This window comes from Aminobacter niigataensis, from assembly GCF_946995915.1.
Classification (GTDB): Bacteria; Pseudomonadota; Alphaproteobacteria; order Rhizobiales; family Rhizobiaceae; genus Aminobacter; species Aminobacter niigataensis.
Map to the genome: position 1 here is coordinate 4,687,805 of NZ_OX341517.1, position 24,933 is coordinate 4,712,737.

Here is a 24,933-nt window from a genome sequence, read left to right on the forward strand (position 1 = left end):
GCTGCGTTGCCCCGCAAACTGGCAAGCGCTTGATTTCACTCGCTGTTTCGCGCCGCGACAGTTGCGATGGTTTGCGACTGTCTGCGACAGTCGAGACAGCGGGAATAAGTCAATGAAAACAATCGATTGCGATAGTTTGCACCAGTTTTGGCGTCCCTAAGGATGTGAGGAAGGGGAGCGGGGAGGAAATCTCCCAGCCTATAGGCTTCAAAAACTGTCGCAACTGTCGCCAATTCAGATCAAATCATTGAATTCGTTATAAATTCTACTCACTACAACTATCGATAAACCCTCGAAAAACTATCGAAAAACTATCGCTGGAAGGAATAGGGACATGAAGACCGTCACCGTTGAGGAATTGCTGACCTGGGCCTTCGTCCATGAATTGCCGAAGGGTGGCGGCGTGGATGGGTTGGACAACGTCAACTCCGCCTGGCGGATGCTGCAGGCATCGTCCTGGGGCAAAATTTCCAGCTTTGCCGAACTGATGACCTTGATCGACCAGCAGCTCGGCGATGGCTCGAACTACTTCATCGAGCAGGGCGAGCCGCATGACGACGCGGTGGCTGTCGGCGGCGTGGTGGCGGCTCTGGCCAATTTCGACATCTCCGTGCCGGCAGGCTGGGATGCACTCTCGGACTGGCCGGAGACCGACGGTCTGGCTCAGGATGCGGTGGAGCGGGCGGTCGAGCGGTTCATGCTGCGGACATGGGCCCGGCGTGCCGCCGGCATCGTCAGCCTCGTCGTGGGCACCGCCATCCTTGGCCGCGATCCCGACTGGCAGGCCGAGCCATCCAAGGTGCGGATGGTCGAGCGCGGCGGCAAACCGGCGTGGTTCGTCATGAAGCGCGTGACCGACGGGCTGGGGCAGTCCTACGACCTCGAAGTCGACGGCTTCAATCGGCGGACCGGGCGGCCGCAACGCGGCGCCTACCGCAAGTTCGAGCTGTCGGTCGATCCTGTCGGCGATATCCTTGGGCGCCTCGACTATCAGATCTGGGTGGCGGCGCTGCGCCATATCCAGAAGGTGGTCGCGCCCCAGCTCTCGGCTCACCGGATCGCTGCCTCGGACCGTTCGATGACACCATGGCTGGAGGCTGACAGGCCCGGAGTGGCGCTGTTCGAAGTTGCCAGACATGAGGCCGTGAAAAAAACTGCCGCGGTCTGTTGACCTGCGGCAGAAACTTGACTTACACCTGAACACGGTAAAAAAGATAACCGAACCCGCCCGGGCAACCGCGGCGGGTTTTTCTTTGGGAGGCTGTCGTGGTTGATGTCCATGTCGATGCTTCCGACTTCACGGATTTGTCGCGGGCGATTGCCCGCCTACCGGAAGAGATCAGGGTCAAGGCCGCATCGCGCGCCATGCGCCGTGTGGCCGACATGGCCCGCAGCCGCATCGTCAAGCGCTCGGCCGAGCGTGTGGATATTCCGCAGGCTCGGGTCAGGGCTTTGACCACGGCGCACATGAATGCCGGCGGTCGGACTGCCGAGGTCGTCATGCGCTCGGGCTGGATACCGCTCTTCAAGCTGGGAGCGACCCAGACCGCCAAGGGCGTGCGCGTGAAGATGAGAGGGTCTTTCCGATCCGCCTTCATCGCGAAGATGGGCAGCGGGCATGCTGGCGTGTTCCGTCGCGAGGGCAAGGATAGGTTGCCGATCAGGGAACTGTTCGGGCCGAACCCGGCCCACGACATCACGAACAACGACCAGGTCTACGTGCAGGTCCTGGCCGAAGTGATTGAGAGCCACCTGCTCCCTCGCTACCTGCACGAGGTCGATCGGCTCCTGCCTCGCTGACCCCACCCCCCCGGTCTAGGGACCGTATCAGCGACCTCCAACCATACGGGCCCGGGGGAGCCCGGGATTTCGCCAGTGGGCGTCACGAAAAGCGGTACACGAAACGCACGTGCAACACACGTGTGCTGCACGCATCGGAAGATCAGTCATGGATGGCGAGTGGATTTCGATCACGGAGGCGGCCCAAAGGCTGGCCGCCTCGGGTGATCATGTCGACCGTTCGACCTTGTCGCGATATCTGAAGCAGCATGGGGAAGCGCTGCCGATCCGTGCCGAGGGCAAATCGAACCTCGTGGATTTCGGAGCGCTGGTCGCGCACCGCAAAGAGAACATACGCATTCGCTCGATGCCAGCCGAGGTTCGGCCTGCGGCCGGTGGCCGACAGGCGCCGCCCCGCTTCTCGGGCAGCCAGTCGGACGGCGCCGCCCGCAAGGCGCAGGCCGATGCCGAAATGCGGGAGCTCGATCTCGGTGAGCGGCGGAAGGAGCTGACGCGGGTCGTCGAGGTGGACCGGGCTGGGCGCGACGCCATTGCGCTGATGAGCAGCGCATTCGACCGCGCCATCGAGACAGAGGCCGCGTCGCTTTCGTTGAAGTATGGCTGGGACGAACGCACGGTCCGCATCGCGCTGAAGGGCTATTCACGTAAGGGTATGGAGGTTTTCCACCGGGAGATCCTCGAACGGCTCGATGCGATGCGTCGCTCGGATGATGCAGATGAGCCTGTCGGGCAGTCCGTCGAGGCCGCGCATCTGCAATGAGCTACCATGACGCTCGCCTGCACTTTCCGGAGCTGCCGGACGGTGCGGCAGCCCTGTTCAAGGGGCTCGAGGCGGCAAGCCGACCGATCGAAGATCTGACGATCTCCGAATGGGCCGACCGGTACCGCGTGGTTTCGGCTGAATCTGGATCACCCTGGCCAGGCCCGTTCCGGACCGATCGCGTGCCCTATCTGCGCGAGCCGCAGGATTGTCTTCATCCCGATCATCCGGCGCGCCGGGTGACATGCCGCTGGGCGGCGCAGCTCGGCAAGTCTACGGCGATCGAGAACTGGTTCGGCTTCATCGTCGACCAGGCGCCGGGCTCGATGATGATCGTTTTGCCGACGCTGGAGGAGGCGACCAAGTTCAACCGGGTTAAGCTCCAGCCGACGATCGAGGCGAGCCCGCGTATCGCACACAGGGTGCGACCGGTCAGCAGCCGCGACGAGCAGGGTTCGACGACATCGTTCAAGCGGTACGCGGGCGGCTTCTGCCAGGTTGTCAATGCAGGCTCTTCCAAGGGCTTGCAGATGGTGTCGATCAAGTACCTCGCCATGGACGAGGTGACCGGCTATCCGCGTGACGTCGATGGCCGCGGCAGCCCACGCGATCAGGCGCGGGCGCGCCAGAAAATGTATGGCGATCTCGCCAAGGAATGGCAGGGATCGACACCTGGCATTCTTGGCGAATGCGTCATATCGGCGGATTTCGATACTGGCGACCGGCGCTATTTCTATGTGCCCTGCCCGCATTGCCAGACGTTTCAGGCGCTCGTTTTCGATGGGCTCTGCGACGCCGATGCCGAGCGCGGACTGGCTGTCCATTACCGTTGCGGCTCCTGTGCGGACCCGATCTTCGACGGTCACAAGCATGAAATGCTGGCGCGGGGCGTCTGGATAGCCAAGCGCGTACATGAGGGCGCCGATCCGGTGCCGGAGCTGATGTCAGCGAAAGAGATCGAGCGGTGGCGCTGCGCTCCATGCGAGGGCCGCTGCCGAGAATGGCAACCGAGCTATCACCTCTGGGCGATCTATGCGCCCCGCGAGCGGTGGGCCGATATTCTCGGCCGCTGGAAAGACGCCGAGGGCGACACGACCAAGCTGCGGACTTTCGCGCAACAGGACCTCGCCGATCCATATGATCCAGGCGGCGTAGCGGTCGAATGGGAAAAGATCGTCGACGCGGCCAAGAAATTTCCGTTTCCGCGGGGCAAAATCCCCGCCGAAGCAGGCCTTATCGTTTCGACCGCCGACGTCCAGGGTTACGGCATCAAATGGTCGGTCTGGGCTGTCGGTCCTCGGGATCGCTACTGGCTGATCGACAGGGAAGTCTTTGTCGGTGCGCCCGACCAGGTCGACGATGCATGGATCGCTTTGGCCGACGCGCTGGGGCGAAGCTACGAGACCGCCGGCGGTGGCGAAAAGGGCATCGATCTGTCCGGCGTAGATTCGGGGTTCGCGACCGACCGGGCCTACAGGTTTTGTGCGACCCGCCCGAACTGCTATGCGCTGGATGGCCGCCATCCCATAGGCCTGCCATGGCTTGGCACGCCGGTGAAAAAGGACATCCGCGACCAGCGTCGGCGGTCGGTTGCCAAGGTGCTGCTGTACCCCGTCGGCCTGTACGATGTGAAAACAGCGGTCGTGGCGGCGCTGTCCAACCTCGTGCTCGGCCCCGACGAGCGCGGCAGCTGGCCACGCAACACGATCCACCTGTCGTCGGAACTCTGCGACGAGGACTATGCCCGGGAACTCACCGCAGAGCGGCTGGTCGATCCAGACGAAGAGGCGCGCGCGTCGGTGACGCGTCGGTCGCGGAACCTGATCAGTCCGAAGGCGCCTCGAGAATGGAAGAAGATCCTCGGCCGGGCGAACGACTGGTTCGATACCACAGTCTATGCCTTCGCACTTGCCTGGCATCTGAAACATAAGCGACGGCTCAATGCCGCTCGGTGGGCCGATCTGCTCGCCGAAGTGCATGGCAAGCCGATCGAACCTGATCTGTTCGATGCCGCTATCGACGGCCCCTTCCAGGGCAAGGAAAAAGTCCGCGACGCTGATCGCGAGGCGAAGCGCAAGGCAAATCGAGAGAAGTGGTCAAGGCGGAAATGACGACGAAGCCGAGGGTCAGGGTGAAGGCGGCGACTGCGCCCGTCACCCTTCCGTCCGCCGTCCGCGATCCGTCGCGCACCGGCAGCAAGTTCCTTCGGGACGGACGCTCGGCCGTCTTCGACTTGCGTCCGGCTGCGCTGCGTGACAGCCGGGAGGAAATCCGCGTTGCGTGGAAACGAGCAGCCGGTCTTGCGCTCGACCTGATCCAGAATTCGGGCCAACTTCGCGGTGCCGCCGACCAGGTCATCGCCGATACCGTGGGTTCCGAGCTGGTGCTCAATCCTCAGCCGGACCTCAGTGGCCTCGGTTACTCGGACGACGAGAAGGCCGAGTTCGTCGCGACCATCAAACGCCGCTGGAAACGCTACGCGTGGAACCCGCGCGAATGCGATCAGCGCGGCAAATTCACCTTGCCGCAAATGATCGACATCGCCTTGCGCTGGGATATGGCCTACGGCGAAGCCGTGGGCGTCATGTCGTACATGACCAGGGCCCAGCGCCGGCAGTACGGTATCACCGCCGGCACCAAGGTGTGCATGATGCCGCCGCCGATGCTGGTGCAGGACACCAGCGAGATGGAGGGCATCTATCAGGGTGTCATCCACGATCCGAACGGGCGCCCTGTTGCCTATCGGTTTCGGGAAAAGGAAACCGGCCTTTACGTCAAGCGCGACTATCGCGCCTATGACGGCAACGGCCGCCAGGTCGTGATGCATGTCTTCGATCCGATGGATGCGACAGATGTGCGGGGCATATCGCGGATTGCGCCGGCCTTCCGGCAGTACATCCAGCGAGAGATCCTCGTCGACACGACGATCCAGACGGCGATCCTGCAGACGGTGTTCGCGGCGACCTTGACCAGCCCGACGCCTTCGAAGGATGCCTTCGAAGCCATCGAGACGCTGGACGACGATCTCGGGTCGGACTTCAAGGATTATTTCCAGTCGGCTCTGGACCGGGCTGCCGAAAGCGAAATCCGGATCAGCGGCGATCCCCGCGTGTCGCATCTCGCCCCAGGCGAGGATCTGAAGATCCTGTCGACGGGCACGCCTGGCCCGCAATTCGTGCCAGTCTCGGCCGAGCTGTCGCGTGACATGGCCCGCGCCATCGGCATCACCTATGGTGGCATGACCATGAACCACACCGGCGCCACCTATTCGTCAGTGCGCATGGAAAACTCGTCGGTCTGGCCAGTGGTCGTGCGGCGGCGGGAGCGCATTGCGGCACCGCCGAACCAAGCGGTCTACGAGAACTGGCTCGATGAGGAGATCGGCGAAGGCAGGATCCCGTTCAAGGGCGGATACGCTGCTTTTGCGGCCAACCGCGATCGCGTGACCTGGGCACTCTGGCAAGGGCCGGCGAAACCATCCGCCGACGATCTCAAGAGCGGCAAAGCGTCGACCGAACGCCTGCTCAATGGGACATCTGACCTCGATATCGAATGTGCGGAACTCGGCGTCGACGCGGACGAGGTTTTCGAGCGACGGCTTCGCTGGCACCGCCGCTATGTGGCAGCCGGGATGCCCTCGCCGTTCGTACCAAGGAACAACGGCAAATCCGACCTGGCCGAGACGGAAGAGCCGCCCGCCAAGCGCGAGGACGCATGATGCCCAACATGGTGACAATCGGCGACGTCAGTGTCGACGCCGACGATCCGTGCGCGCTCTACCAGGCGCTCTATGCCGCCAAGGTCAAGCTGCTTGCCGGTGAGAGAATCGAGGAAACCGAGATTCGGTCGCCGGTGACCAGCCGCAGGATCAAGATCGCCGTGTCCAACATGGCGGCGCTCGATGCCGAGCTGATGCGGCTGTCGTCAGCTTGCTCGGCAGCCCAGACGGGGCGCCGCGCGCGATATGCCAAACGCATGCGCTTCAGCTGACGGGAACGATCATGTCAAATCTGATCCACATTGCCGACCGGGTCCTGAACCGGCCGCTGCTAATCACGCGCGACAAGGCGCAGGTGATCTTGTCGGTTCTGTCGGGGCGCATTGGCGTGACGTCCCCGGAGGCCAGCCGTTTCGAGGGTAGCTCTATTGAGCGCGATGAGTATGGAAACTCCAAATCCAAACCCTATCGCGTCTCTAATGGGGTCGCGATCATCACGATCGTAGGGTCTCTCGTAAACCGCGGCGCCTGGATAGGTGCCAGTTCCGGATTGACCTCCTACGAGGGCATAGGTCATCAGCTCAAGTCGGCTTCCGCCGATGACAGCGCCAAGGCCGTCATTCTCGACATGCACACTCCTGGCGGCGAAGCCGTCGGGGCCTTCGAGACCGCCGAGCTCGTCCGTCAGCTGGCCGCGAAAAAGCGCACCGTTGCCGTGGTCAACGGGATGGCCGCGAGTGCCGGCTATGCCATCGCATCGGCCGCGAGCGAGATCGTCACCACCGAAACAGGCCTGTCGGGTTCGATCGGCGTCGTCATGTTGCATGCCGACTATTCGCGCGCCCTGGCGAACGAAGGCATCGAGCCGACACTGATCTTCGCCGGCGCCCACAAGGTCGACGGCAACCCATTCGAGCCGCTGTCGGCCGATGTGAAGGCTGACCTGCAGAAGGAAGTCAGCGCGTTCTACGAGCTGTTCATCAAGACCGTGGCCAAGGGACGCGGCTCGAAGCTGTCGGCCGCTGCCGCCCGCAAGACCGAGGCCCGCATCTTCATGGGACAGGAAGCTGTCGAGGCTGGCCTCGCCGATCGTGTCGGCAGTTTCGAAACCGTCCTTTCCGAACTTACCCGCGCCGTTACGCCGTCCGGCGGGCGCTCAACCTCGCAAACAAGGAGATCGTCCATGAGCGAGAAAGAAGGCGCGCCCGTCGCCGAGGCTGATGCGGGCATTCCGAAAGCCGAGCACGATGCTGCCGTCAAGGCGGCCGAGACCATGGGCTTTGGTGCCGGTACCAAGGCGGCCAACGAGAGGATCTCGGCAGCCCTCGGCGCAGAAGGCGTCAAGGGCGATGCGACCCGCATGGCGGCAGCACTCGACCTGGCGATGAAGTCGCCCGCGATGAGCGGCGACGATGTGGCTGCATTTGTCGTCAGCAATGTGTCGTCGTCGGCATCGTCCGATCCCGCCGCGGCATATGAGGCGAGCCGCGTGGCCGGTGCCGGCCTTGCCCAGCCCGCGCCGGCGAAGACCTCGCGCAGGGCGTCACTCAACTCAGGCGACGTTTACGCTGCTCGCCGCCAGTCCGTGAAGGAGGGCTGATCCCATGCTCGAGACCAAGTCTGAAGGTCCTCGCAACCTCGCTTTCGTGCTTTCCGAAGGCAACGGCCAGATCTCTCGCGAGGTCGTCACGATCCTCTCCGGCTCCGGAGTGCTCGATGCCGGAACCGTGCTCGGCCAGGTGACGGCGTCGAAGAAATACACGATTTCGCCGAATGCCGAAGTCGTCGGCAAGGAAGGCGCGGAAACAGCCAAGGCCGTGCTCGCCTACAAGGTGGATGCAACCGCAGCGGATGTGGAAGCCGTCGTCGTTGCCCGCCACGCCGAGGTGAAGGAACCGATGCTCATCTTCGACGCATCGGTAAACGACAACACCAAACGGACCGCCAAGCTGACCCAGCTTGCCGCGGCCACCATCATCTCACGATAGGAGAGGCCGACATGGCTGGAAATGACATCTGGGATGGCGACGGCTTCACCATCCAGTCGCTGACTGCGGCGATCAACAAAGAGCCATACCGTCCGGGGCAGATTTCGGCCTCCGGCCTGTTCGAGGAAGACGGCGTCAACACCACGCGCATCTCGATCGAAGAGCGCAACGGCAAGCTGGCACTGGTAGAGCCGACGCCGCGTGGCGGTCCCGGCGAGACCACCGGTGACGACGATCGCAATCTCGTGCCTTTCGACATCGACCACTATGAACGCGACGATGCCGTTCTCGCGGACGAGGTCCAGAATGTCCGCGCCTTCGGGACGGAGGATCAGCTCGAGCTCTTGGAGGACAGGGTCACCAACAAGGGCAAGAAGCATGCCCGCGACCTCACCATGACGCTCGAGCATCAACGCGTCGGCGCGATCAAGGGCATCGTCACGTCGAAGGGCGGCAAGACTCTTCATGATCTTTATGCCCGTTTCGGCATCGCCGTCCCGGCAGCTGTTTCCCTTGAGCTCGATGTCGATGGGACCAAAGTCGGCAACCTCTGGCAGGATGTGGTCTATGCAATCGAGGACGATCTCGACGAGCCTTATGACGGCATCCATGTCTATACGGGCCGCGATTTCCACCGTTCGCTCTGGACGCACAAGTCGGTCACCGAGACCTTTCTGTACAACCAGGGTGCGGCGGTGTTGCGCCAGGACGTGCCTGACGTGTTCACCTTCGGCGGCGCCACCTGGGAGCGCTACAAGACCGGCGCCAAGGCTACGACAGACCTCGGAGCGCCCTACATCGCCGCGACCGAAGCCCGCGTCGTGGTCAAGGGGGTCCCTGACCTGTTCATCACCCGGTTCGCGCCGGCGGATTACGAAGAAACGGTCAATACGATCGGCCTGCCGTTCTACATGCGGCAGTGGAAGCGCAATGACGGCAAGGGTCGCAACATCCAGGTGCAGATGAACGCAATCTCGATCTGCACCAGGCCGAAGACGCTGCGCAAGCTGACCCTGACCTGACCCGGTCGCCTGCATCATTCCATTGAAAGAGGCTCGGTTTTCGCCGGGCCTCTTTCGTTTCCGGCGAGCGCGATGGTCGCGTTCGCCCGAGACGAAAGGGAGACCGTAATGTCCAAGACCATGTTCATCGCCTACCGCCATGGCGGTATTGTTCCTGCTTCTGTTACCGGCAAGCCCGATCAGAAGGTCGCGGCTCATGAAGCTGTGGAAGTGCCGGTCACCTATGGCCGCTCGCTTGTCGACGACCGCTTCGCCTACGAGGTCGAGCCTGAGAAGAAAAAGAACAAGGCCAAACCTGCCGGTGCCAAAGATGGCGACAGGGCATTGTCGGACCTTGAGGCTGCCGTGGATGCAGCCAAGGCGAAGCTGGCCGGCGCTGACCTGGTCGGCAAGGAAGCAGCCGAAGCTGAGCTCGCCTCGGCCGAAAAGGCTCTTGCCGACGCCCAGGCTGCCGGCTGATCGCCATGAACTGGGCCGCAGCGCAGCGATCGAGCGACAGCCTGGTCGCCGCGACCTTCGACAATGAGACCTTCGTGGTCGTGCCGATGGCCCGCGCGGCTGGCGTCAACTCGGCGCTGCAACCCGATCCCGCGCGTGCGTCGTTTACCTTCCTGGGGTCAATCGACCAATTCCCACGCGATCTGCCAGTTTCGTTCGCGCAGCCACCAAGCCTGACGTCGCCTGCAGGCCGAGGCTCCGACGCAGCAGTGAGCCACGAATGGGTCATTACGGCGGATGCCATCAGCTGGCCATTCTGGCCGGGGTCCGATGATTTCATCGAACATGCGGGCGGCCGCTATGCAATCGGCGCCCGCCCTCGCAACGACAGCGGCCGCGCCGTGATTTTCGCAAGCCGGGTGAGGAAGCCATGACGATCGCCGCGGAACTGCTGCGGCTCGCCGCCATCGAGAGCCTGGCACCATTCACGGCCATCGGTACCGGCGAAGGTTTTCCGACCCTGGCCAAGGGCCGGGTCTATGACAGCCGCCGCCCGCCGATCGACGATATGGACCGGGACAGGGATTTCACGCCGGTCCTGTCACTCTTCACGCGAAAGTCGGAGTCTGCGCGTCGCGGGTCCGGCCAAGGGAGCGTGAGCCGCAATGGCCGCGCATTGCTCGAGGTCGTGGCCGAGCTTGCTATCGCTGCGTCGGACCCTGAACCGGGAGGCCAGCCCGGCGAATTCGTAGACGCTCTGGCCTCCGACGATCCGCAGGCAAAGCTCACCCTGGCGACGCTCTGTGCACAGGTTCGACATGTGTTCACGGAAGGGCCGACCGGCGCGATCTTCCGCAAGGCCTGCATCGCGATCGACGGGTTGGAGGAGGAAGGCTTCGCGGTGCCGGAGCTTGGCCTTCGCTGGCATCGCACCACAATGCTGTTCGATTGCCAGATACCGGATGACAGCTTCCAGGCCAACGGTGGCCTGCCGCAGCCTGCCGCGTCGATTGCAGCGATGCTCCCGCCCGGCTCGTATGCTGCTGCGATCCTGACCCGGCTGGCTGGGCAGTTCGACGCCGCCGATCCGCTGCCCATGATCGAGGCGATTGCCTTTGAAACGAAACAGAAGGGCGTATCGGGCCAAGCCGGCGCCGCCGACCTGGTCGGACCGCCCTTCGCCGACGTCGAGGATTGACCATGGCAAATCTCGTCAAGGTACGGCTCGCCGAGCCGAACCATCGCATGCCAGACCCTTTCAATCCGGCGCTGGATTTCCCCGCCGACGGCAAGCTCGTCGACGTCGAGGATCCCGTGTGGATGCAACTGATCAACGACGGCTCGCTCGTGGTCGTGCCGGCACCTGCCAAAAAATCAATCAAGGAGACCTAGACCGATGGGCATCCAGTTCAACAACATTCCCGGCGCCGGTCTTGTCGCGCCACTGTTCGCGTTCGAAGTGACCTCCGGCGGGAGCTTCCAGTCGGAATCGAGGCTCTTGCTCGTCGGCCACAAGAACACCGGCGCGATGCTCGCGGATAACGTGCCAACGCCGGTCGGCTCGCATCAGGAGGCGATTGCGCTTTCGGGTGCCGGCTCGATGCTGGCCGATATGGTTCGCGTTGCTTTCCGCAACGCACCTGTGCAGGAGACCTGGATTGTCGCGGCGCCGGCAACGGGAACGGCGGGCGTATGGACGGTCAAGGTCAACACCGTGCCGGCCGGTGGCGGTGTCGGCACGATCGAAATCGCCGGCGAGCCGGTGCAGGTGCAGATCGCCGCCGGTGACAGTGTCAACACGGTCGCCTCGGCGTTGTCGGCTGCGATCAATGCCTATTTCAACGGGCTGACCGGTGCATCGCTGCCTGTCACCGCAGGTGTGGTGACAGACACGGTCTCCGCAACAGCTCGCCATGCCGGGGCGATCTTTGCGGATCTCGACTTTCATGTGCCGACGACCATCGTCGGCAACGCGTTCGCAGGTGCCGCACTGACGGTCACCAACACCGTGCCCGCCGTCGGCGACCCCAATCTCGCGAACACACTTGCCGCGCTCGGCGACGACCCCTTCGACTGGATTGTGTCGCCGTTTTCCGACGCGACGAATATCGGCCGCTACGCCAGCCTGCTCAACGACATCTCCGGGCGCTGGGCCTACAGTCGCCAGGTGTATGGTCATGTGTTCACGGTCTCGACCGGCTCGACGGCTGCTCTGACGACGCTTGGCCTCGGGCTCAACGACCGGCACGTCACAATCCTTCCTCGTATTGCCGGCGCAGGCAATGCGACGCCCGCCTGGCAGGTAGCGACGATGCGGACGGCCCGCATCGTTCCCTGGCTGTCCGACGGCGTCACGGGCAATGTTTCGCGCAACCAGACCGGCCTTGTTGTCGACGGCGAAAAAGCACCGCGCGATCGTTCGATGATGCCGACCTATGCCGGCCGCAACACCTTGCTGCGGTCGGGCATTTCGACCTTCATCGTTACCGGCGACGGCCAGGTAGCGATCGACAAGGTGATCACCACCTATCAGAAGGACGAAAACGGCCAGGCCGACGAGACGTTTCGCGACATTCAGGCCATCGGCCAACTGGTCGCGATCCTTCGCTACTTCCGGGCCATGCTCGCTTTCGAGCACGGGCAGAAGGCGCTTGCCGATGAGAACCCGGGCGGCGTTGGTTCGATCTCGACGCCAAAGGGGATCAAGGCAACTCTGGTGCACGCATCGGAAACGCTCGAGGCGCGCGGGGTGCTCGAAAATGCCCGCGGCTTCGCCGAGCGCCTGGTCGTCAAGCGCAATTCCGAGAACGCCAACCGGGTCGACATCATGGCCCCGCTGGACCGCGTCAACGCGCTCGACGTCATTGCTGCCAACGCCAAGCTTTACAGCCAGTACCGATAGGCCAAGCGGCCACTATCGCCACCCTCCAATTATGCACCAGCAAGGGATCTGACCGATGAAAAACTTCGGCGGTGAAATGACGTTCGGCCTGTCGACCGGCGAGAGCATCGTGGTACGCGGCGCTGCCGAGATCATGCCTTCGAACATCAATATCGAGGGCAATGCCAACCAGGACGGTTCGATCTATCGCACCGCCGAGCCGACCGGCTATCGCGCGAACCTGACCTTCGAAGACATGGATGCAGACGATTGGGGGCGCCTGATGCGCGCCTCCGGCTTCAACGTCACCATGAACGAGACGTTCAACGGGGCACAGCATCTTTGGACCGAGGCTGCCTTCGTCGGCCAGCCGAGCATCAACCGCGTAAATGGCGAAGTTTCAGGGGTCAGCCTGATCGCCCGCGCCTATCGAAAGATCTGATGATGGAGATTGTTGTTCCCCTGGCCCGTCAATACCAGGCTCATGGCGACGTCTTCAGTTCGGTAACCGTGCGCGAACCGCGCTTTGAGGACCTGCTCGCCCTGGGCGAACCCTATGAGGTCCAGAGAACGCCACAGGGTGGAAGGGTTGTCATCGAGAACACACCGGCTGTCGCCGCCTATGTGAAGCGTTGCGTCATCAAACCGACTTCCGACCATTTGGGCGAACTCGACATCAAGGACGCGCGCGCCGTCAGAAACGCCGTGCTCGATTTTTTTACCCATGGCGAGCAGCCGCCAGACAGCCAGCCGAAGACATAGGTATTCGCGCCGACGACCTGATCTTTCGCTTCCACTGTAAGATTGCCGACGTCGAAGCAATGACCTTGTCGAGCATCATTACCTGGCACTTCCGCTGCATAGAATTCCTCAAAAGGTCGAAACGATGAACCGGATAATCGAGGCCGTCCTTCGACTGTCGGCGAGAACTGGTTCGCTGGCCGCGTTCGATCGCGTGTCGTCGAAGTTTGATCAAGTCGAGAGAAAGGCGGCGGCCTATAACAGGGCACAAGGCGCTGTCGGCCGGGGCGCGGCAGCCATGGGTGCGGCCATGGTGAGGTATGCTGCACCGGCTGTCCTGGCGTATGGCGCTGCTCGAGCAGTGGGTGACTACGCCAAGCTAGAGCGCAGTCTGACACGCACGGGGCTCAAGATTGGCGCGTCGCGGGAAGAAATGTCGGCCCTCAACGATGACATGCGGCGCCTCGGCCAACAGTATGGTGTGGCCAACGCTGCGGTCATCGAGACGCTGGATGCCTATGCGGAGACGGGGGCGGGTATCAGGGAGATCAAGAGCGACCTGGCCGGCCTCGTAAAGGTTCAGCAGGCCATGGGTGCGGATGGTCGTGATGTCGTCGGCACCTGGGATGCGGCACAAAAGTCGTTTGGCCTTATGACGAAAGACGCCGAGCGCTTCTTCGACATGATCGCAACCGGTGGCGCCACGGGCAAGTTCGAGGGCAGCGATCTCGCCAGATATCTGCCTTCGTTGATGCCGCTGGCAGCCGCTAACGGATATGGCGGCCTCGAGGGCACAGCGACGCTGGTCGGCGTGCTGGAAACGATGCGCGATTATGTCGGTACGTCGCAGGAGGCTGCGACAGCAACCGCCGACTTCCTGGACAAGATCAACAGTCCAGACGTGCAGAAGAATTTCGCCAAGTTCAACATTGACCTTCCGAACGCCCTCAAGGATGCCAAGAAGAACGGCGAGGACCTGTTCGTCGTCATGGAAAGGCTGATCCGCGAGGCGACCGGTGGCGACGAAGCCAAGCTGTCGCATCTGTTTGGCGAGAAGGACAGCCGCCGTGTCGCGCTGCTGCTGCTGCAGAACCTCGACAAGGTACTCGGCAAGGTTCGGCAGATCCGCGACGAGTCCGGAGGCATGATCGACCGGAACGTCAACGAAGTCATCGCTGATACGCAAACGAAGATCGACCGCTTGTGGAACACGTTGGACAGGGTGCAGAGCGGAAGCGGTAAAATCATTGCCGACATAACTGCACCGGGCGTCGACAGCTTCAATCAATATCTCGACAAAGACGACGCCTGGGTCAGAGAAATGGAGCGGCGCGGCTTCAGCAGCGTCGAGAAACGTCGCCGGGCAAGCCGTTCACAGTCGGACGAGGACTACAATCAAATCGCCTTCGACGGCGGCTACTGGCCCGACCGCGACAAGGCATTGCCGGAGCTTGCATATCCTGCGACGGCGCCAGTGTTTCGCTCGCCAGATTTGGAAACCGTGCCAACCCCACGCCCTGCCCGCGACCCATTTCCCGCATTGGCGCGCCAAGGTGAGCTTACGGGCGTGCCGTCCGATTTGCGCGCTCCGGTGAAGCTGCTTGGACCAGGGGATCGTGGCATCCGCGATTTCATGATGTCCGATGGCTATGGGTCGGTCGCCGAATTCGAGAACGCAATCGCGTCAGGCGGCGAGCAGGCAGGACGTTCGATCTCGGATGCTGCGCAGGAAATCAACTCCGCTGGCCAGGAGGCCGGTTCATCATTCAGGTCGATGCTCGAGGGTGTCGGGCGACAGATCGGGACGGAGGCCGCCGCGGCATTTCGCACGAATGTCGGCACCTTGAGCGTCAAGGCCAATGTTGTCGGATCGCCAGTTCGCGCCGACACCGGCGTTTCCCGGGCAGGCAGACCAACGGAGTAAAGGATCGTCATGCGCGATTGGCTTTCGGCTTTCCGCCCCGCTTCATTCCGGGGCGTGCCGTTCTTTGTCGACTATGAGGGCGGTGACGGCGGGCGGCGTGTTGCCGTGTCACCGATCGCCTACTCGTCGACCCATGTGACTGAGGACATGGGCGGTGAAGTCCGTTCGATCACGCTCTCGGCCTATGTCGCCGGCGACGCTTCGGACATCGCGGCGCGGTCGCTTTCCGGTGCCCTGGACGCGGCCGGCGCCGCCACCTTGATTTTGCCCATGATGGGGCCGCTTCGCGTCCGTGTCGTTTCGTGGCGCCTGTCACGCGCGAAATCACGCGCGGGGTATGTGGGCTTCGATATCGACTTCGTTGCTGCCGGTCGCTCGGCTGCGCCCTTCGCACCGGTGCCGGGTCGTCTGAGCATCGCGGCGTTGTTGTCGGATGGCGCGGAGATCCTGTCCGCCGCCGCCGTGTCGGGCACGCGCAGCATCACGGTCGGCCGGGCCTCTGGCCTAGCATCGGCGGTCGATGCCGCCGGCGCCTCCCTGGCCGCCATTGCCGACGCCTCCGGTGTGCTTGGCAATAGCCGCGTCAAGATCGCCGACCTGGCGCGGAGGATCGTGACATCGAACGCCGAGCCGGTATCGGCAGTTACCGACATCACCGGCCTTGTCGTCGAGGCGACACAGGCGATCGCGCAGACCGGCGTCGCGGCCGCAACTGCGGATGCCTTCGAGGCCGAGATATCGCGCCCCGGCGACGATGCGATGTCGCTGGTGACTTCGGCTGTTTTCGCCGCCGGCTTCTGCCAGGCACTGGTGTCGGCCGACTATCTGTCGCGGCAGGATGCGCGCCGGGCTCGCGAGCGCATTTCGCCGACCGTCGACCCTGTGCTCGAGGCGATCGGCGCAGGCCTCGACGTGGCCGTGCACGAATGGCTGATGCAGGTTGCCGCGACTGCCGCATCCGATCTTTCGGACACCGCAGCAAATCGGGCGCCGCTGGTCATGGTGCGCACTGAACGGTCGCTACCTGCGACCGCACTTGCCTATGCGCTTTACGGCGACGCAGCTCGGGCCGCCGAACTCGTGACACGCAACGCCATAGCCACACCGGCTTTCATGCCGACGGCATTCGAGGCCATTTCGCCATGAGCCTTGAGACCATCGGCATCTCCCTCGGTGGTGGCCCGTTCATTCCGTGGCAGGATGTCGCGATCAACATCTCGACCGAGGAAGCGGTAAGAACCGCGACCGTGCGCGGCCATCTGCCCGAGGGCATGTCGCCACCATGGCCAGACAGCAAGGCGACGCTATCGGCAAGCGGCGATCTGTTGCTGACGGGATATGTGCGGGATCTCAGGGCCGATCAGGGCGAAAGCGACTGGTCTGCCGAAATCTCGCTGGTGTCGCGAACAGTTGATGCGGTCGAAGCCTCGATCAAGCATTCAACCGGCCTTGCCAAGAACAAGGACCTCAAAGGGATCGCCGAGGAATTCGACAGCAGCGGCGTCGGCGTCGAGGTGGTTGGGACCTATGACAAGATAGAACGGCACCAGGTCGAACCCGGAGAGTCTCTGTTCTCGACGCTTGAGCCGCTGGCCAGGTCGGCGGGCGCGATCATCCACGACACGCCGCAAGGCAAGTTGCGGATCGTCAAGAGGCCAGACGCGGCCCATGCGGGCGGTCTCGCCGCCGGCGTTAACATCATCCGCGCGACCGCCGAATTTTCCGGCCAGGGCAGGTTTGACCCCGTGCTTGTGCGCGGGCAGCAATCACGCGGCGAAGGCGCGCAGGCATTGCGCCCGGAGGCCGAGGCAAGCGATCCGTCAGTCGGCAGGTTCCGTCCCAAGATCATCGTGCTCGACAACGAGGCCACCGTTGCCAACCTCAAAAAGGCAACCGAGTGGCATATGCGGGTCGCCGCCGGTCTCGCCGTCTCGGCGACGGTCACCGTGTCGGGATGGCGCGATGCCGGTGGCACCATCTGGACACCCAATCGCCTGGTCTATGTCAGGCATCCTCGGATATTCCTCGACCAGATGATGGGCATCAAATCAGTGTCGCTCACGCAGGAAACGGGCAGCGGCGGCAGCGGCACGCGAGCCACGCTGGCGCTCGTCGACCCGAGAGCCCTGGGCGGATCGTCTTCGGGGGCGAGATCCGGCAGCGGATGGTCAGCGCCGGAACCTTCAGCGGAGTATCGGGCAGAATGAGAATGCCTTACCTGACCCGGTTTGAAATCTCGTCTTCGAAAATGGTCGACGGCCAGCTGCTTGTTTCCGGCAAGGGCATGGCCGGCGAGGTCCTCGAGGATCATCTGTTCATCCAGCCACATGGCGCGGCGAGCAACCCGCCGTCCGGCGCTGTCGGCGTCATGCTGATGATGCCGGGTCGGCGGTCGCAAGCCCTCATGATAGGCGTCGAGGCGTCGGGCAAGCGACCCGATCTGCCGGATGGGGCCTCGGCGCTCTATGACGCTAGCGGCAACATCATCAAGCTGATGGCCGGCGGCGTGACCATGGATTTCCAGACGCGCACGGTGACTCTGACCGCCGGCACATGGAACCTCAAGGGCGACCTCAACGTCGACGGCAACATCACGGCGACCGGCTCGATCATCGACGCAGGTGGAAACACTGCCAATCATACGCACTAGTGGCGCCGAACTGCGGCCGCCTGCCGAGGAAAATCCATGATCCGCATCGTTCCGCTCTCTGCCGAGGGCGAACCGTTGTTTTCGCCCGATACTGTGTGGAACGGCGTGACCGGCGACTGGGCGTTGGCCGCCAATGATCCTGCCAACAACGAAGGCCTGCGCGCGCGCGCCGCCCTGGCAACCGCCGTGCTGCTTTGCCTGATGACCGACGCGCGAGCGGCCGCCGACGAGCTGCCTGAGGGCGAAGCCAATCGCGGCTGGCCGGGCGACAGCTTCGACCTGCGCGAGGACCTGGGCGAAACGCCGATCGGTTCCAAGCTCTGGCTGCTACGGCGGTCGACCGCCAGCGCGGCGACGGCACGCAAGGCAGAAGACTATGCCCGCGAGGCGCTGCAATGCCTCGTCGAGCAACGCGCAGTCTCGTCGGTGATGGTCACTGCCACCGCATCGCCCGCCGACCGGCGGATCGACCTTCAAATCGTGCTGAAAGACCGGGATGGCGGCATCGCCTATGACGGCCGCTTCGGCGTTCTATGGGAGCAGTTGCGTGGCCTGGACCGTCCTCTCGCCGTCTGAAATTTCTTCGCGGCTGCGCGGCTCGCTGCGGCGCTACTTGCCGGGCACTGACGCGCTGATCTGGCCGAACAATCTTACGCCGATCGTCAAGGTGTTTGCCCTCGGCCTGCATGACATGCATCTGCGCGCATCGTGGCTCTATGACCAGATCTTCGCCTCGACGGCGAGCGTGCAGCATCTCGACCGCCACGCAACCGAACTCGGACTTGTCCGCCGGTCGGTGTCGCGTGCCGAGGGCGTCGTCACCACGTCGGGGGTTCCAAATACCATCTATCCGGCCGGCATCCGATACCTCTCCGGCAATCGGCTCTACCGCTCGATTTCCGACGTCAGGTCGGACGGTGCCGGCGCGCTCGTCTTGTCACTGATCTCGGAAGATTTCGGCTCGGCAATGAATATCGAAGCGGGCGCCGAACTGACACGAGCCGATCCCGCGCTGTTCGCCGGACTGTCGCAAGCGGCAATCGTCGGGTCGAGCGGCATCGGCGGCGGCGCCGACACGGAAACCAACGAGTCACTGCGCGCACGTGTGCTCGACCGCAAGCGGCGGCCGCCGCAAGGTGGCGCCATCTCCGACTATGAGCAGTTCGCACGTGCTGTGCCCGGCGTGACGCAGGCGTGGGCTTGGTCGTGGGTGCACGGTCCGGGCACGGTTGGCGTGTGGTTTCTGTTCGAGGGCCGCGAAAACGGCATCCCGACCCCTAGCGACGTGGCGGTCATGCAGGAAGCGCTCGACGTTCGCCGCCTGATACGGGCCAATGCGGTTGCGGCGGCGCCGGTGCCGAAGCCGCTGGACATCACGATTGCAGGCCTCGGCGACGACACGACGACGACGCGCGAGGCGATCGACAGATCCTTGCGGGCGATGCTGGTCGAGCGGGCGCGGCCGGGCGTCTCCTTCTCGGCTTTTGTGCTGTCGCGTTCATGGATCGGCGAAGCCATCTCGGCGGCGATCGGCGAGGACCGGCACAAGCTGATCCTGCCGGCTGATGACCTGAGCTATTACAACGGCGAGATGCCGGTGCTTGGCGAGGTGACCTATGAGTAGGTGGCCGCGCTACACCGGCGAAAGCCCGACCGCGTTCCATCATTTCGCACCGCAAGATCCATCGTTCTTTTCCCCTCCAACGCAGGCCGACGCACTGTCCTCGCCGACCGACGAGGACATCGCAGGTATGCTCGGCGTGCTGCTGCCCAAGGGTGCGGCATGGGGAACGCCCGACAATCAGGAGCTTGACCCGCAGACTGTGCTTGGCCGTTTCTGGAAAAGCATGGGCAGCGGCCTGGCCGAGGCCTATCGCGCCCTGTTCTCGGTGACGATGGAATCGACCGCGGTCACTCTCGCCAATTCGCTGGAAGACTGGGAAATCGAATACGGCCTGCCCGATCCTTGCCTCGGGCCGGACCAGACCTTCGACACGCGTTGGCGTTCGCTGATCCTCAAGATCCGCTCGGCTGGCACGATCACCAGGCTCGACTTCATCAAGCTCGCCGCCGACGTCGGCTATTCGATCACGATCGAAGAGCCGATGCCCTTCCGCGCTGGTGCTTCCGCCGCCGGTGGGCCTGATGCCATCGCCGGTGAGGAGCCGGTCGAATTCGTCTGGATCGTGACTGTCGCCGGCGTGCCGATCGAGCACTTTCGCGCCGGCGAAGGCCGCGCCGGCGAAACCCCGCTCGGCCGCCTTGGCCTGCCCGCCGATCTCGTCTGCCTTTTCCGCTCGCTCGCGCCCGCATGGACGCGCGTCATCTTCGCCGCCGCATAGAGGTATCCGCCATGGAATATGTACTTCCGCGCAACACGCCCGAGGGCAATAACGATCCCGAGCTGCCGTACTGGAACGAGGCTCGCCAGGCCGGTGTTACGGGCTCGATCCCGCCAGACAAGTTCTTCACCCACACACAGATGGAAATCGTCAACGCGATCAAAGACGCTGGCCTGACGCCTACCGGCGCCGACCTGACGCAGCTGGCACAGGCGATCCGGGCGATGATCGCTGCCGAGTTCTCCGGCGGGCAGACCACGATCGAGGTGCCGCCAGGCATCATCGCTCCCTATGCTGGCAATGCGGCGCCGACGGGCTGGCTCAAGTGCAACGGGCAGCTGGTCAGCCGCGAGACCTATTCGGCGCTGTTCGGCGCGATCAGCACCGCCTGGGGTGTTGGCGATGGTGCCACCACGTTCGCCTTGCCCGATCTGCGCGGCGAGTTCATCCGTGGTTGGGATGATGGACGAGGCGTCGACGCCGGACGCGCATTCGCGACATTCCAGGCGGATGAACTCAAGGCGCACACCCACGGCTATCAGCAGATCGAGATCATCGGTAACGGCGAGCGCGACAACAATGCGCAGGCTGGTGTCAATTTCACTGCGGCCAACACCGCCTCGACCGGTGGAAGCGAAACGCGCCCGCGCAACAGGGCGGCGCTCTACATCATCAAGACCTGACGCGGCATTTGTGTCGCCGGCTGCCGGTTCGGTGGCCCTCCCTCCCCCGACATCGAGGTAATACAGGATGCCCGCACCCGATCTATTCGGCATCAAAGACTATGTGCGCCTGCTGACCGCGCCGGCCGGCATGGAAGCCGTGCATGCCGATGGCATGAGCTGGGCCAAGAACGGCCTAACCTACCCGGAATCGACCAAGCTGACGGCCGATGAATGGAACATCATCATCGGCAATTTGCGCGGATTGCTGCTTGGCTCGGGGCTCGACATCAACGCGATGGATCCGGCGTCACCGCTGTTGCTGCGCGACGTTGTAATGGCGCTGATCATCGCCAAGGCGACGGACCTTCTGCCTGGCGTGGTTCTGGCCAATCCGGCGGCCGTTGCCGAGCATGTCGAGGTTCCGGCCGGCTCGACGGCGATCCTTAACACGCATGAAGCGGCGGGGCATCTGTCGGCTTTCTTCCGGGGGTTACTGTCGTCAGCAAACGGCGCCGACGCGCGCACGGCCCTCGGTGTCGACGGAGCCATCGCGGCGGCGATCACGTCGCTAGTCAATGCATCGCCCGCCGCTCTGGACACGCTGGCCGAGCTGGCGACGGCACTAGGCAATGATCCAAATTTCGCGACGACCATTACCAATGCGCTGGCTGGCAAGGTGCCTACCGGGCGCACGATCGGCGTCGGTGGCATCGCCACCGGCGGCGGTGACTTGGGCGCCAACCGCACGATTACAGTGCCTAAAGCGACCAACCCGGACGCCGTGGCCGGTACTGACGACACCAAGGCGATGACGGCGGTTCGGGTCAAGGATTCTGTTGGCGTTTTTGGCCTAGGGGGAAAGGGCCAGACCTGGCAAGACATGACCGCCTCGCGGGTGCTTGGCACGAGCTATCAAAACGCGTCTGGCAGGCCGATACAAATATTTTTCCGCACTGGAGCCAACAACAACAACACGGTCCAGATTTCTCCCGACAACGTGACATGGATGACAATAGGGGGGTCATCCACACAGAGCGTGATGTACTTGTATTTCATCGTTCCTGACGGTTGGTTCGTAAAAAGCAACGTTACCATCGGAGTTTGGCTGGAGTTGAGAACGTGAGCGAATTTGGCTTTTTTCATCCGCTTCGCGGATACTGGCAGGCTATCGGAGGCACCCCCTCAGAGTTGCTGTCGGATTACCCCGAAGGCACCATACAGGTGCCGATCCGCCCGGGTATCGACCACGAATTTGTCAGCGGCGAGTGGGCTTACATTCCGCCTTCTCTCTCTGATCAAAAGGCCGCCAAGCTGGCCGCTGTCGCCACTCAACGATGGGAAGTTGAGACAGGCGGCATCACGGTCGGCGGGGCCGCAATTGCAACCGACCGCGTCAGCCAGTCGCTCATCAACGGTGCCTACAATGGCGCAATCAGGCACCCCGCCACGATCATCAAGTTCAAGAGTGTTGATGGGTGGGTAACGCTTGACGCGGTCACGATGATCACCATCGGCGACGCCGTCTTTTTCCATGTGCAGGCCTGTTTTGCCCATGAAGAAGTACTCGCCACCGCCATTGATGCGGCACCGAATGAAGCCGCGCTCAACGCGATCGACATCAACGCTGGCTGGCCAGCATAGCCTGCTCGAACATAGGCGCGAGCAAGTGCGCTCCGGCCCGCGTGAGATGGTTTTGATCTGCATAGAGGACCGCGCCATCGCGCTCGACATCGCACTTGACGCCGGGGCACAGGATGGTGTCTGGCGTCATCAGTAGAGCCCCGTATTTCTTGGCAAGCCGGGTCACCTCGGCAGTGCTTCGCTGCTGGCGCTGATCGTAGGCGGCCCGAGTGGGGGCGATGTCAATTTCCCGTCCAAGGATTGCCGCTCTGCCCAACGTGGACGGGACTGGGAAGCCAACTTCGGGGACCGAAGTCATCAACACCAGCGAAGGAGCCATCGGGTGCATCTTGGAAAGGGTTGCGTCGAGTCCGTCCGCGACAATCCCGAAGTTGCCGTCAGCTGCAAAACGAGGTGCGGGGCCTTCCCTTTGATATCGTGAGCCCTCGAAATAGAGAGGCCAACGTGCAGCGATGATGACGATCTCCGGCTTGATGGCCGAGACGGCTTGGAACGCCTTTTCGACAGACGGGGCGCACGGCCAGATCGGTCTGTCTATCGTCTCGATACTTGCGATGGGCGGGCATCCGCCGCGACCAATTAGATAGCCAGCCTTCCCTGCTCCTGCCAAAGCTGCGTCAAGGCCTGGGGCTGCTGCTTCAGCGTGGGAATCACCCCAAAGCACCACTGTCGGCTCTGCAGTTGGATCACCGAGGCGGCAGATGTTAGTACGGGGAATATTTCCGAGAGCCGTGAGCCGTTGGTCAATTTCGGCAAGTTTGCGCATACCGCAGCGCTCCGGGGGCATGCCCGACCTGACAGCCTCGACATTGGTCATCGCTGCGATGTCGGCCGGGAGACGCCAAGCCGCGCCTTTTGTCAGGTCCGCGACCAGAGCAACCGCGAGCAATGCGGCGACCCCACCAAAGAGCGGAGTTAGGGGCACCCTGTTCATTGGGCGCCGGAATGGCCTTTCGACGAACCGATAGGAAAGCCACGCCGCCGCAAAGGCAAGCGCAACGATAGCGGCCGCCTCGATCGGTAGGAGGGGGCGGATGGCGATGTAGGCGCCGAACGACAGAAGCGGCCAATGCCACAGGTAGAGCGAATAGGAGATTAGCCCGATGCCGACCATCGGTGCTGTCGACAGCGCGCGATTTAGTGTGGCCTGAGGCCCAGCGTAGATCAGGAGAGCGGCACCGAGGCTCGGGAACGCAGCATTCCAGCCGGGAAAGGTCGATGCGCTCGACAACCCCCACAGCGCTACAGCAATGAGCGTGCCGCCGACCAGGGAGCATACATCGGCGGCCCGGTGGCTCAAGGTCGGGAGGGTGCCAATTGCCAGACAGGAGCCGATCAGCAGTTCCCATGCCCGATATTGGGCAAGGAAGAACGCGGCATCAGGATTGGTGATCACGGCAACACAAGCTGCGGCAAATGATATGGCAAGCCCGACCACGATCCCCGTGGTTCGAATCTTCCATTTCGAAAGCAGCACGAGTGCCAGAGGGAAGAACACGTAGAACTGCTCTTCGACCGACAGCGACCAGATGTGGAGCAGGGGCAGCACTTCATCTGGCGCGGCGAAGTAGCCGGACTCCTTGAAGAAGAAGATGTTGGCGTGGATCAGTAGTGAGGCCACCAGGCTTTCGCCGAACATCTCGAAATCGCTTGGAACGTAGAGGAGCGCGGCACCGAGGGCCGACACCGCGCAGACGACAAGAAACGCGGGGACGATCCGTCGTAGACGGCGCTCGTAAAACCGCAGAGTTCTGTATGTCCCGGCGTCGATCTCGCGTGCGATGATGCCGGTGATCAGATAGCCCGAAATCACGAAAAAGATGTCGACGCCGACGAACCCGCCAGGCACGAGCCCAGGGAATGCGTGGAACAAAATGACTGCGAGAACGGCAACGGCTCGCAGCCCGTCAATGTCAGCACGGTATGATCGTGAAACATCTGCAGCCGACATTACTTCACGGCGGTTCATTTCGGCCCCTCAGGTGAGACCGGATTTCGCATAGGCCGATTTGAACCGCAAGCTACCTCTGCTTGGTTCACCTAATGCAGCTTGGGCTTTAGGCGTTGAACAACGCCGTGTAGTTCGCGCAGCTTCTGCCGGGCAAGCGTCCGGTTGATCTCGACGTCATAGTCGTCAGGACAGTCGACGGCGAGCGCCGCCAGGCCATCGAACGCAACCTCGAAAGCATAGATCGCACCGGCCAGTTCGAAGCTTTGGCCGACATGGCTCGTGGCGCGCAGTACCAGCCTGCGCATGCGAGACATTGACTTCTCCCCTGCCGGCTGCAGCTGGTCGATCAGCTGCTCGATCTCTTCGAAAGCGTCCTTGCTGCGTAGCGTCATGCGACCCCCTCGGCGCACGC

The 24,933-nt window shown here is 63.0% G+C and carries 28 protein-coding genes; 26 read left to right on the plus strand and 2 right to left on the minus strand.

Features of this window, described 5'->3' with window-relative positions:
- Positions 1 to 334 precede the first annotated feature (334 nt).
- The 26 genes from O1Y97_RS22975 to O1Y97_RS23100 all read left to right on the plus strand — a co-directional run bounded on the left by O1Y97_RS22975 (position 335) and on the right by O1Y97_RS23100 (position 22,570).
- On the plus strand, positions 335 to 1,171 hold the full coding sequence (locus tag O1Y97_RS22975) for a hypothetical protein (RefSeq protein ID WP_318762503.1): 837 nt from the start codon (positions 335 to 337) through the stop codon (positions 1,169 to 1,171).
- Between the two features lie 95 nt (positions 1,172 to 1,266).
- Positions 1,267 to 1,800 (plus strand): phage tail protein, encoded by a 534-nt coding sequence (locus O1Y97_RS22980; protein WP_318762504.1) that lies wholly within the window; start codon positions 1,267 to 1,269, stop codon positions 1,798 to 1,800.
- Positions 1,801 to 2,026: 226 nt separating this feature from the next.
- On the plus strand, positions 2,027 to 2,560 hold the full coding sequence (locus O1Y97_RS22985; RefSeq protein WP_318762505.1) for a hypothetical protein: 534 nt from the start codon (positions 2,027 to 2,029) through the stop codon (positions 2,558 to 2,560).
- A complete protein-coding gene (locus tag O1Y97_RS22990; RefSeq protein WP_318762506.1) occupies positions 2,557 to 4,671 on the plus strand; it encodes a phage terminase large subunit family protein in 2,115 nt (704 codons plus the stop codon). The genes O1Y97_RS22985 and O1Y97_RS22990 overlap by 4 nt, the downstream gene beginning before the upstream one ends.
- On the plus strand, positions 4,668 to 6,278 hold the full coding sequence (locus O1Y97_RS22995) for a phage portal protein (RefSeq protein ID WP_318762507.1): 1,611 nt from the start codon (positions 4,668 to 4,670) through the stop codon (positions 6,276 to 6,278). The genes O1Y97_RS22990 and O1Y97_RS22995 overlap by 4 nt, the downstream gene beginning before the upstream one ends.
- A complete protein-coding gene (locus O1Y97_RS23000; RefSeq protein ID WP_318762508.1) occupies positions 6,275 to 6,550 on the plus strand; it encodes a hypothetical protein in 276 nt (91 codons plus the stop codon). Before O1Y97_RS22995 ends, O1Y97_RS23000 begins: the two co-directional genes overlap by 4 nt.
- Before the next feature lie 11 nt (positions 6,551 to 6,561).
- Complete coding sequence (locus O1Y97_RS23005; protein ID WP_318762509.1) at positions 6,562 to 7,878, plus strand: S49 family peptidase; 1,317 nt, start codon at positions 6,562 to 6,564, stop codon at positions 7,876 to 7,878.
- A 4-nt stretch (positions 7,879 to 7,882) separates the two neighbouring features.
- The gene (locus O1Y97_RS23010) at positions 7,883 to 8,266 is read left to right on the plus strand and encodes a head decoration protein (RefSeq protein WP_318762510.1); all 384 of its coding nucleotides are present in this window, start codon (positions 7,883 to 7,885) and stop codon (positions 8,264 to 8,266) included.
- A gap of 11 nt (positions 8,267 to 8,277) precedes the next feature.
- Entirely contained in the window at positions 8,278 to 9,288 is a 1,011-nt protein-coding gene (locus O1Y97_RS23015; RefSeq protein ID WP_318762511.1) for a major capsid protein, read from the plus strand.
- Between the two features lie 108 nt (positions 9,289 to 9,396).
- Positions 9,397 to 9,747 (plus strand): hypothetical protein, encoded by a 351-nt coding sequence (locus tag O1Y97_RS23020; RefSeq protein WP_318762512.1) that lies wholly within the window; start codon positions 9,397 to 9,399, stop codon positions 9,745 to 9,747.
- A gap of 5 nt (positions 9,748 to 9,752) precedes the next feature.
- Positions 9,753 to 10,160 (plus strand): hypothetical protein, encoded by a 408-nt coding sequence (locus O1Y97_RS23025; protein ID WP_318762513.1) that lies wholly within the window; start codon positions 9,753 to 9,755, stop codon positions 10,158 to 10,160.
- Entirely contained in the window at positions 10,157 to 10,924 is a 768-nt protein-coding gene (locus O1Y97_RS23030; RefSeq protein ID WP_318762514.1) for a hypothetical protein, read from the plus strand. Before O1Y97_RS23025 ends, O1Y97_RS23030 begins: the two co-directional genes overlap by 4 nt.
- A gap of 2 nt (positions 10,925 to 10,926) precedes the next feature.
- Positions 10,927 to 11,118, plus strand: coding sequence for a hypothetical protein (locus tag O1Y97_RS23035; protein WP_318762515.1), 192 nt, complete (start codon positions 10,927 to 10,929; stop codon positions 11,116 to 11,118).
- Between the two features lie 4 nt (positions 11,119 to 11,122).
- On the plus strand, positions 11,123 to 12,628 hold the full coding sequence (locus O1Y97_RS23040) for a hypothetical protein (protein ID WP_318762516.1): 1,506 nt from the start codon (positions 11,123 to 11,125) through the stop codon (positions 12,626 to 12,628).
- Between the two features lie 55 nt (positions 12,629 to 12,683).
- Entirely contained in the window at positions 12,684 to 13,049 is a 366-nt protein-coding gene (locus tag O1Y97_RS23045) for a phage tail tube protein (RefSeq protein WP_318762517.1), read from the plus strand.
- The gene (locus O1Y97_RS23050; protein ID WP_318762518.1) at positions 13,049 to 13,369 is read left to right on the plus strand and encodes a hypothetical protein; all 321 of its coding nucleotides are present in this window, start codon (positions 13,049 to 13,051) and stop codon (positions 13,367 to 13,369) included. Before O1Y97_RS23045 ends, O1Y97_RS23050 begins: the two co-directional genes overlap by 1 nt.
- Before the next feature lie 124 nt (positions 13,370 to 13,493).
- Positions 13,494 to 15,272 (plus strand): phage tail tape measure protein, encoded by a 1,779-nt coding sequence (locus O1Y97_RS23055; RefSeq protein ID WP_318762519.1) that lies wholly within the window; start codon positions 13,494 to 13,496, stop codon positions 15,270 to 15,272.
- Positions 15,273 to 15,281: 9 nt separating this feature from the next.
- Positions 15,282 to 16,418, plus strand: a complete 1,137-nt coding sequence (locus O1Y97_RS23060; RefSeq protein WP_318762520.1) for a DNA circularization N-terminal domain-containing protein — start codon at positions 15,282 to 15,284, stop codon at positions 16,416 to 16,418.
- Positions 16,415 to 17,479 carry a phage baseplate assembly protein gene (locus tag O1Y97_RS23065; RefSeq protein ID WP_318762521.1) on the plus strand — a complete coding sequence of 355 codons (1,065 nt, stop codon included), beginning with the start codon at positions 16,415 to 16,417 and terminating at the stop codon, positions 17,477 to 17,479. The genes O1Y97_RS23060 and O1Y97_RS23065 overlap by 4 nt, the downstream gene beginning before the upstream one ends.
- Positions 17,476 to 17,922 (plus strand): phage baseplate assembly protein domain-containing protein, encoded by a 447-nt coding sequence (locus O1Y97_RS23070; RefSeq protein ID WP_318762522.1) that lies wholly within the window; start codon positions 17,476 to 17,478, stop codon positions 17,920 to 17,922. The genes O1Y97_RS23065 and O1Y97_RS23070 overlap by 4 nt, the downstream gene beginning before the upstream one ends.
- Before the next feature lie 36 nt (positions 17,923 to 17,958).
- Positions 17,959 to 18,498: a phage GP46 family protein gene (locus tag O1Y97_RS23075; RefSeq protein WP_318762523.1), complete on the plus strand. Its 540-nt coding sequence runs from the start codon at positions 17,959 to 17,961 to the stop codon at positions 18,496 to 18,498.
- On the plus strand, positions 18,470 to 19,546 hold the full coding sequence (locus O1Y97_RS23080; protein WP_318762524.1) for a baseplate J/gp47 family protein: 1,077 nt from the start codon (positions 18,470 to 18,472) through the stop codon (positions 19,544 to 19,546). The genes O1Y97_RS23075 and O1Y97_RS23080 overlap by 29 nt, the downstream gene beginning before the upstream one ends.
- Positions 19,539 to 20,264, plus strand: a complete 726-nt coding sequence (locus O1Y97_RS23085) for a putative phage tail protein (protein ID WP_318762525.1) — start codon at positions 19,539 to 19,541, stop codon at positions 20,262 to 20,264. Before O1Y97_RS23080 ends, O1Y97_RS23085 begins: the two co-directional genes overlap by 8 nt.
- Before the next feature lie 11 nt (positions 20,265 to 20,275).
- Positions 20,276 to 20,947 carry a phage tail protein gene (locus tag O1Y97_RS23090; RefSeq protein ID WP_318762526.1) on the plus strand — a complete coding sequence of 224 codons (672 nt, stop codon included), beginning with the start codon at positions 20,276 to 20,278 and terminating at the stop codon, positions 20,945 to 20,947.
- Positions 20,948 to 21,014: 67 nt separating this feature from the next.
- On the plus strand, positions 21,015 to 22,052 hold the full coding sequence (locus tag O1Y97_RS23095; protein ID WP_318762527.1) for a hypothetical protein: 1,038 nt from the start codon (positions 21,015 to 21,017) through the stop codon (positions 22,050 to 22,052).
- Entirely contained in the window at positions 22,049 to 22,570 is a 522-nt protein-coding gene (locus O1Y97_RS23100) for a DUF4376 domain-containing protein (RefSeq protein WP_318762528.1), read from the plus strand. Before O1Y97_RS23095 ends, O1Y97_RS23100 begins: the two co-directional genes overlap by 4 nt.
- On the opposite strand, the gene O1Y97_RS23105 is transcribed toward O1Y97_RS23100, so the two are convergent.
- Together O1Y97_RS23105 and O1Y97_RS23110 are read right to left on the minus strand one after the other, a co-directional pair.
- Positions 22,548 to 24,539, minus strand: a complete 1,992-nt coding sequence (locus tag O1Y97_RS23105; protein WP_318762529.1) for an acyltransferase family protein — start codon at positions 24,537 to 24,539, stop codon at positions 22,548 to 22,550. The two genes, O1Y97_RS23100 and O1Y97_RS23105, sit on opposite strands and share 23 nt — an antisense overlap.
- 71 nt (positions 24,540 to 24,610) lie before the next feature.
- Positions 24,611 to 24,913: a hypothetical protein gene (locus O1Y97_RS23110; RefSeq protein WP_318762530.1), complete on the minus strand. Its 303-nt coding sequence runs from the start codon at positions 24,911 to 24,913 to the stop codon at positions 24,611 to 24,613.
- Positions 24,914 to 24,933 lie beyond the last annotated feature (20 nt).